This is a genomic window from Rhizobium sp. SEMIA 4085 (genome assembly GCF_013004495.1).
In the GTDB taxonomy this organism is placed as follows: domain Bacteria; phylum Pseudomonadota; class Alphaproteobacteria; order Rhizobiales; family Rhizobiaceae; genus Rhizobium; species Rhizobium gallicum.
Window position 1 is genome coordinate 1 of record NZ_JABEPH010000390.1, and the last position, 5254, is coordinate 5254.

Annotated in this window: 5 protein-coding genes; 3 read left to right on the forward strand and 2 right to left on the reverse strand. The window is 57.6% G+C overall.

Translation table 11 applies throughout. The features are described 5' to 3' along the window. The first annotated feature begins 345 nt into the window (after positions 1 to 345). The 3 genes from tssI to C9413_RS27255 are packed head-to-tail and all read left to right on the forward strand — an operon-like array spanning position 346 to position 3427. Complete coding sequence (gene tssI, locus C9413_RS27245; protein ID WP_170251159.1) at positions 346 to 2652, forward strand: type VI secretion system tip protein TssI/VgrG; 2307 nt, start codon at positions 346 to 348, stop codon at positions 2650 to 2652. An 11-nt stretch (positions 2653 to 2663) separates the two neighbouring features. Next, positions 2664 to 3089 (forward strand): DUF6484 domain-containing protein, encoded by a 426-nt coding sequence (locus C9413_RS27250; protein WP_040115656.1) that lies wholly within the window; start codon positions 2664 to 2666, stop codon positions 3087 to 3089. After that, positions 3089 to 3427, forward strand: coding sequence for a hypothetical protein (locus C9413_RS27255; protein ID WP_040115655.1), 339 nt, complete (start codon positions 3089 to 3091; stop codon positions 3425 to 3427). The genes C9413_RS27250 and C9413_RS27255 overlap by 1 nt, the downstream gene beginning before the upstream one ends. Positions 3428 to 3629: 202 nt before the next feature. Here the strand turns inward: C9413_RS27255 and C9413_RS27260 are convergent, their stop codons facing one another. Beyond that, positions 3630 to 4487: a hypothetical protein gene (locus C9413_RS27260; protein ID WP_040115654.1), complete on the reverse strand. Its 858-nt coding sequence runs from the start codon at positions 4485 to 4487 to the stop codon at positions 3630 to 3632. A 7-nt stretch (positions 4488 to 4494) separates the two neighbouring features. Next, complete coding sequence (locus C9413_RS33860) at positions 4495 to 5106, reverse strand: hypothetical protein (RefSeq protein ID WP_246703862.1); 612 nt, start codon at positions 5104 to 5106, stop codon at positions 4495 to 4497. Between the last annotated feature and the right edge of the window lie 148 nt (positions 5107 to 5254).

The following is a 5254-nucleotide window of genomic DNA, read 5'->3' on the forward strand; positions in this document are numbered from 1 at the left end:
CCAACAGCGGAACCAAGAAGCTCCATTTCGGCCGAAAGTAGGAACTTCTTTGCATCATGGCAGGTAAACCCAGCTTGTTGACTTCGTTGGCCTGATGAGCGGCAAGAATAATGCCTCCATAGTAATGCAATCTTTGCAACTTCGCATGGGGGAAAAAGGATCAAACCTAGAGGAAGCCACTCCAAAAATGGCTTTGCGTGTCCAGGCCGATGCATTTATCGCCGGATCATTTGCCCGCAGAAGATAGACCCGGTGCAATAGCCATGCGTCTTTCGAGGTGGTGGGTCTTTATGGTAAGTTCATGATCCAGGACTGCCGGCGTCACGAGACAGGGGCACTCTCCGCATGGACGAACAACGCAAGACAACCGTCCAGACGCCGCTTGGACCAGCGACGCTGACCTTCACGCACCTTATCGGCCATGACGAGATCAGCAGGTGTTTTGCCTTCACCGTCGGTTTTATCAGCCCCGACGCGAACGTCGACGCCCTGAGGCTTCTTGGAAAGCCAATTTCGGTTGAGGGGGAGGCAGGAGACCCGAAGCGGTGGTTCAGCGGCCTCGTTTCAGACTTTCGCCTGACCCGCATCGAAGAAGGGTTTGCCTATTACGAGGCGGAGCTGCGGCCTTGGCTTTGGCTGCTGGGTAACACCACCGACTGTCGCATCTTCCAGAACATGAATGTGGTGGAGATCGTCGAGCAGATATTCTCGAAATATAAGCCCGCCAAGTTCGAGAAGCGGCTGCAGGGTGCCTACGAGGCACGGGAATACTGCGTGCAGTATGACGAAACCGACCTGGACTTCGTGCAGCGGCTGCTCGAGCATGAAGGCATCATGTACTTCTTCGAATATGGCGAGGGAGAACACACCCTCATACTTGCCGACGCCATGAACAAGCTGAAGCCTGCGCCGGGTTATGCGACGGTCAAGTTCCGCGCCGAAGGAGAACCACTGCGCCGAGACCAGGAATATATCACGGAGTGGGTGTTAACCAGTTCCGTCCAGCCGGGCACCTATGCCCACACGGATTACGATTTCACCAAGCCCGGCGCCGACCTGATGGCGCAGTCGGCGCAGCCGTTTGCTCACGCGCAATCGCAGGGAGAGTATTATCGCCATCCCGGCGCCCATCTAACAGTGGGACGCGGTGATACCGTCGCCGTGGTGCGGCGCGAGGAAATTCAGGCAGCCCATCAGCGCATCGCCGCCGCCGGCACCGTGCGGGGGCTCGCTTCGGGCTGCAACTTCAAACTGGAAAATTTCCCGCGCAAGGATCAGAACACGGAGCATGTCGTCCTGCGCGCCGACTACCGCCTGTTTGACCCAGGCTACCGCCCCGCCGTTTATGCAGAGGAAGAAAGCTTTCGCGCGACGCTCCAGATCGCGCCGACTTCCGCTACTTACCGGCCGCCGCGCACCACGCGTCGGCCGATCATGCGGGGTCCGCAAACCGCGACGGTGGTCGGCCCTTCGGGCGAGGAAATCTTCACGGACAAATATGCGCGAGTGAAGGTGCAGTTTCACTGGGACCGCCTCGGCAAGAAGGACCAGAACAGTTCCTGCTTCGTGCGGGTCTCGCAAACCTGGGCGGGTGGGGGCTGGGGCTTCATCCAGATCCCCCGCATCGGCCAGGAGGTTATCGTCGATTTCCTCGAGGGAGATCCCGACCGACCGATCATCACCGGCAGGGTCTATAACGGCAAGGAGATGCCTCCCTATGAGCTGCCGGGAAATGCCACCCAGTCCGGGTTGAAGACGAATTCCTCGCCTGGCGGCGGAGGTTGGAACGAACTGCGTTTCGAGGACAAGGCGGGATCGGAAGAGGTCTATTTCCAGGCGCAGAAGGACCACAACCTGCTGATCAAGAACGACCGCAGCAAGCTGGTCCAGCACGACCAAGCGGACCGCATCGACAACAATGCCAAGCACTCTGTCGGGGTGAACCTCGACGAGGACGTCGGCAACAACAAGACGACCAAAGTGGGCGTCGACCGCACCGTCAACATCGGCTCCAACGATACCGAGACGGTGGGTATCAACCGCTCTCTCACCGTCGGCGCGGACGAGACGATCGAAATCGGCGCGAATTCCACCGAGACCATTGGTTCCAACCACACCCAGACTGTTGGCATCGTCCAGACGGTCACCGTGGGTGCGGGCCGGATCGATACGGTTGGGGCCTCTGAAGCCCGATCGGTCGGGGCGGCACAGATGAACTCCATCGGCGCGTCGCGATCGGTCAGCGTCGGTATCAGCCAGAGCCATGACATCGGTACATCCGACAGCTGGGAGATCGGCGCTGACCAGAGCATCGAGATTGGCGGCGGACAGACGAGCGAGATCGGCAAGGGCCGTAGCGCAAAGATCGGCGAGGACGATGCAACCGAGATCGGAGGGGCCCGGGCGGTGAAGATCGCCAAGGGCAGCGCGGTCGAGGTGGGTGAGGACGGCGTGATCAAGATCGGAAAAGATCTGCTGATCGAAGCCGGCGACTCGATCGTCATCAAGTGCGGCTCGGCAGCCATTGCAATGAAGAAGGATGGCACGATCTCGATCGAAGGCAAGGATATTTCGGTCAGGGCCACGGGCAAGTTCAACGGCAAGGCGTCCGGTGAGGTCGTTTGGAAGGGCAGCAAGATCAGTCATAATTGAGGGGTTTTCAGATGTTCGACACACGGGAACGTATCGAAGGAGTGGTGATCGGCGTGTTGCTGGGTTTCGAGGCAGGCGCGCCACTGGTGGTCTTTCCCGGCAACCCCCGGGATACTGCATTGCCCGCACGAAGCTTAGCCGACCTCACATCAGCAATGATCGGTGCCGAAGTCGCGCTGCTCTTCGAGGGTGGAGACGCGACGCGACCGCTGATCGTCGGCCGAATCGTGGAGCCGGCGCGCAAATCTTCGACGCCAAATGTCATTCGTGATGGAGAGCGCGTGCGGATCACTGGAGAGGAGCGCATCGAGCTTCGTTGCGGCAAGGCGACGATCATTATGGAAAAGGACGGCCATATCACCATTCGCGGCACCTATGTGACCAGCCACGCCAGCGCCGCAAATCGCATTCGTGGCGGATCGGTGAACCTCAACTGATGCCATCCGCGCCTGTTCTTCGCGAAATCGTCCGCCAGCATGCCGAGATGGCGGCATTCCTGTGGACGGTCTACGACTACCACCTGCTTCATCCGAACGAAAACCCTGACATGGATGACGAGCGCCTTGCGCGCTTGGTCGAGCGCCTCGAGGCGCATCTCGACGGGCTACGGGTGGCGGGGGAGGCGGGCCAGCAAATTGCCAAGGAGCGGTACGCCGAGTTTCCGGAATCAGGGGAGCTGTTTGTGGTGAGGATGCTTTCGGTGAAGAAGGCGTGGCGGATCGTGGAGCTCGATGTGGAAAAGGTGAGGGCGTATTTGGCGGTCACACTCGGCTGAATCGGCTGCAGACCAATGCACAAGGCAACACGACCTCTGAACAAAACTTATACGATATCGCCGCCAATGCCACGAGAAGGCTCCCGGCAACGCCCCGAGTGGGTGGAAGCTCACCGGGTGCGTCGGGAATCGCGATCCTTACCGCACCGGCGAATTTTGCCGCCTCTTTGGAGCGCGGCATCGGCCTGCTGGTATAAGCTCTCTACTCGTCCTCCAAGTCATAGTTGAATTCAAGGCACGGGTACGACTTACCATCATATCGGACAATTTCATTGTTGCCGGCGATCGCTAAGTGCCGGGCACTGGCTCGCAAGCTGTACGAAAAGACGTTCGCTTTCGATACTTTAAAGGTACTCCCTTCGACAACCATGAGCCCCTCGGAGCCTGCCCCGACAAAGATCCTTCCCTTAAACAAGGCGAGGTCATAGTAGTCAGATGAGGGTACGTCCCATTGCACCCACCTCTCGGCCGCCCAGACGCCCGCAAAATCAGACATGCCGCAAAGAAGGACACTTCCATCATCAAGGACCAGCAAGGATTGCAGATCCACATTCGTGCTCAAGTCAAACGCTGTCCAATCCGACCCATCGAAGCTTGCAAATAGCCCATCGGTGCCGCAAGCGTAGACGATGCCAGCAGGACTGGCGCGCACGCACAACACGTTGCTGCGCAATTTCGGTAGGGCCCGCCAAGTGATGCCGTCGCGTTGATAAACGCTCCCGTTAAAACCAAATGCATATATGCGACCATCTATGGCGCGATGGACACCAGTAAAGATTGTCTTGAGGTCGGCTGTCTGAGTCACGCGGCCATTTCGAACTTCGATGACTTTTCCCGTTCCTTCCGCGAGGATAAAATGATCGGGCGCGATCATATCGAAGTCGGCGACGAGGCGGTGCTCGTCAGCCAATTCCAATTCGTCGCCGTCCGGAAAATTCTCCAGGAGCATGAGGCTGGAAACGAAATACTCGCCATCTGTGGTAACCATCAGGCCAACCACATCGCCGTTGTCTAGAGGAACTGCCGTGTGGCAGGTTGTCGTAGAATCATCATCTGGCATGTCTAACCTATTTGGATTTCTTCTTCCCCTTGCTCTTCCGGGCGCGCTTCTTGCGTGGGCCTGGTACGCGGCAGTCTTGCTTCTCCAGCTCTTCCACACTTGACGCACCAGTAATCCGCATGAAGTACTCGTCGATGATTGCTTTCAAGCATTTAAGCGCCTCCGGACTGTTGCGAATTCCCTCGTGTCCTGCGGCAGTGAATTTTAGATTTTCGTCGCGCGCTTCTTTGTAGCTGACCTTGACTTTTCCGTCGCCCCTTAGCTTGGTTGCCCAGTCATTTTGCAACGCCGATTTTATACCATGCTGGGTCCTTGTTTTGGTGCCGTCGTTCAAACAAATGCACGGCGCATCGTCCAAATCATATCCTCCAAAGCCGGGCGCGGCCGGACCTCTTCGCTTTTGGTTGACGCACGCATTCTGCAGCAGGTGATCTGACTGTTGTTTACCTTTCTTGCATCGGCCCTTTTTCTCCCGGTCGCGGTAGGGATGCACCATAATCCCCAGATCATTCAGAACCTGAACACAGTCTACGCCTTTGACATTGATCTTAGCGATGTGCGGCCACGTCACGGTATTAGAAATCGGAGAGCCGTGGTTGTTGGTGGCCAGATCCGACATGCGAATTACCGGCTCGCCGTCAAATTTTACATCGTTAGACCAGCTGCTGAAATATTCCTTGCCGGCATTTATCGATGTGATGATGTGTTTCTTTGTGGCGCAGCCTGCCTCGGTTCCCTACGTTCTCGACAGGTCGGCCTTTTTCTCG

Coding starts and splice junctions, on each gene's coding strand:
- C9413_RS27255 (WP_040115655.1), top strand. CDS start 3,089: ATGCCATCCGCGCCTGTTCTTCGCGAAATCGTCCGCCAGCATGCCGAG.
- C9413_RS27250 (WP_040115656.1), top strand. CDS start 2,664: ATGTTCGACACACGGGAACGTATCGAAGGAGTGGTGATCGGCGTGTTG.
- tssI (WP_170251159.1), top strand. CDS start 346: ATGGACGAACAACGCAAGACAACCGTCCAGACGCCGCTTGGACCAGCG.
- C9413_RS27260 (WP_040115654.1), bottom strand. CDS start 4,487: ATGCCAGATGATGATTCTACGACAACCTGCCACACGGCAGTTCCTCTA.
- C9413_RS33860 (WP_246703862.1), bottom strand. CDS start 5,106: ATGTCGGATCTGGCCACCAACAACCACGGCTCTCCGATTTCTAATACC.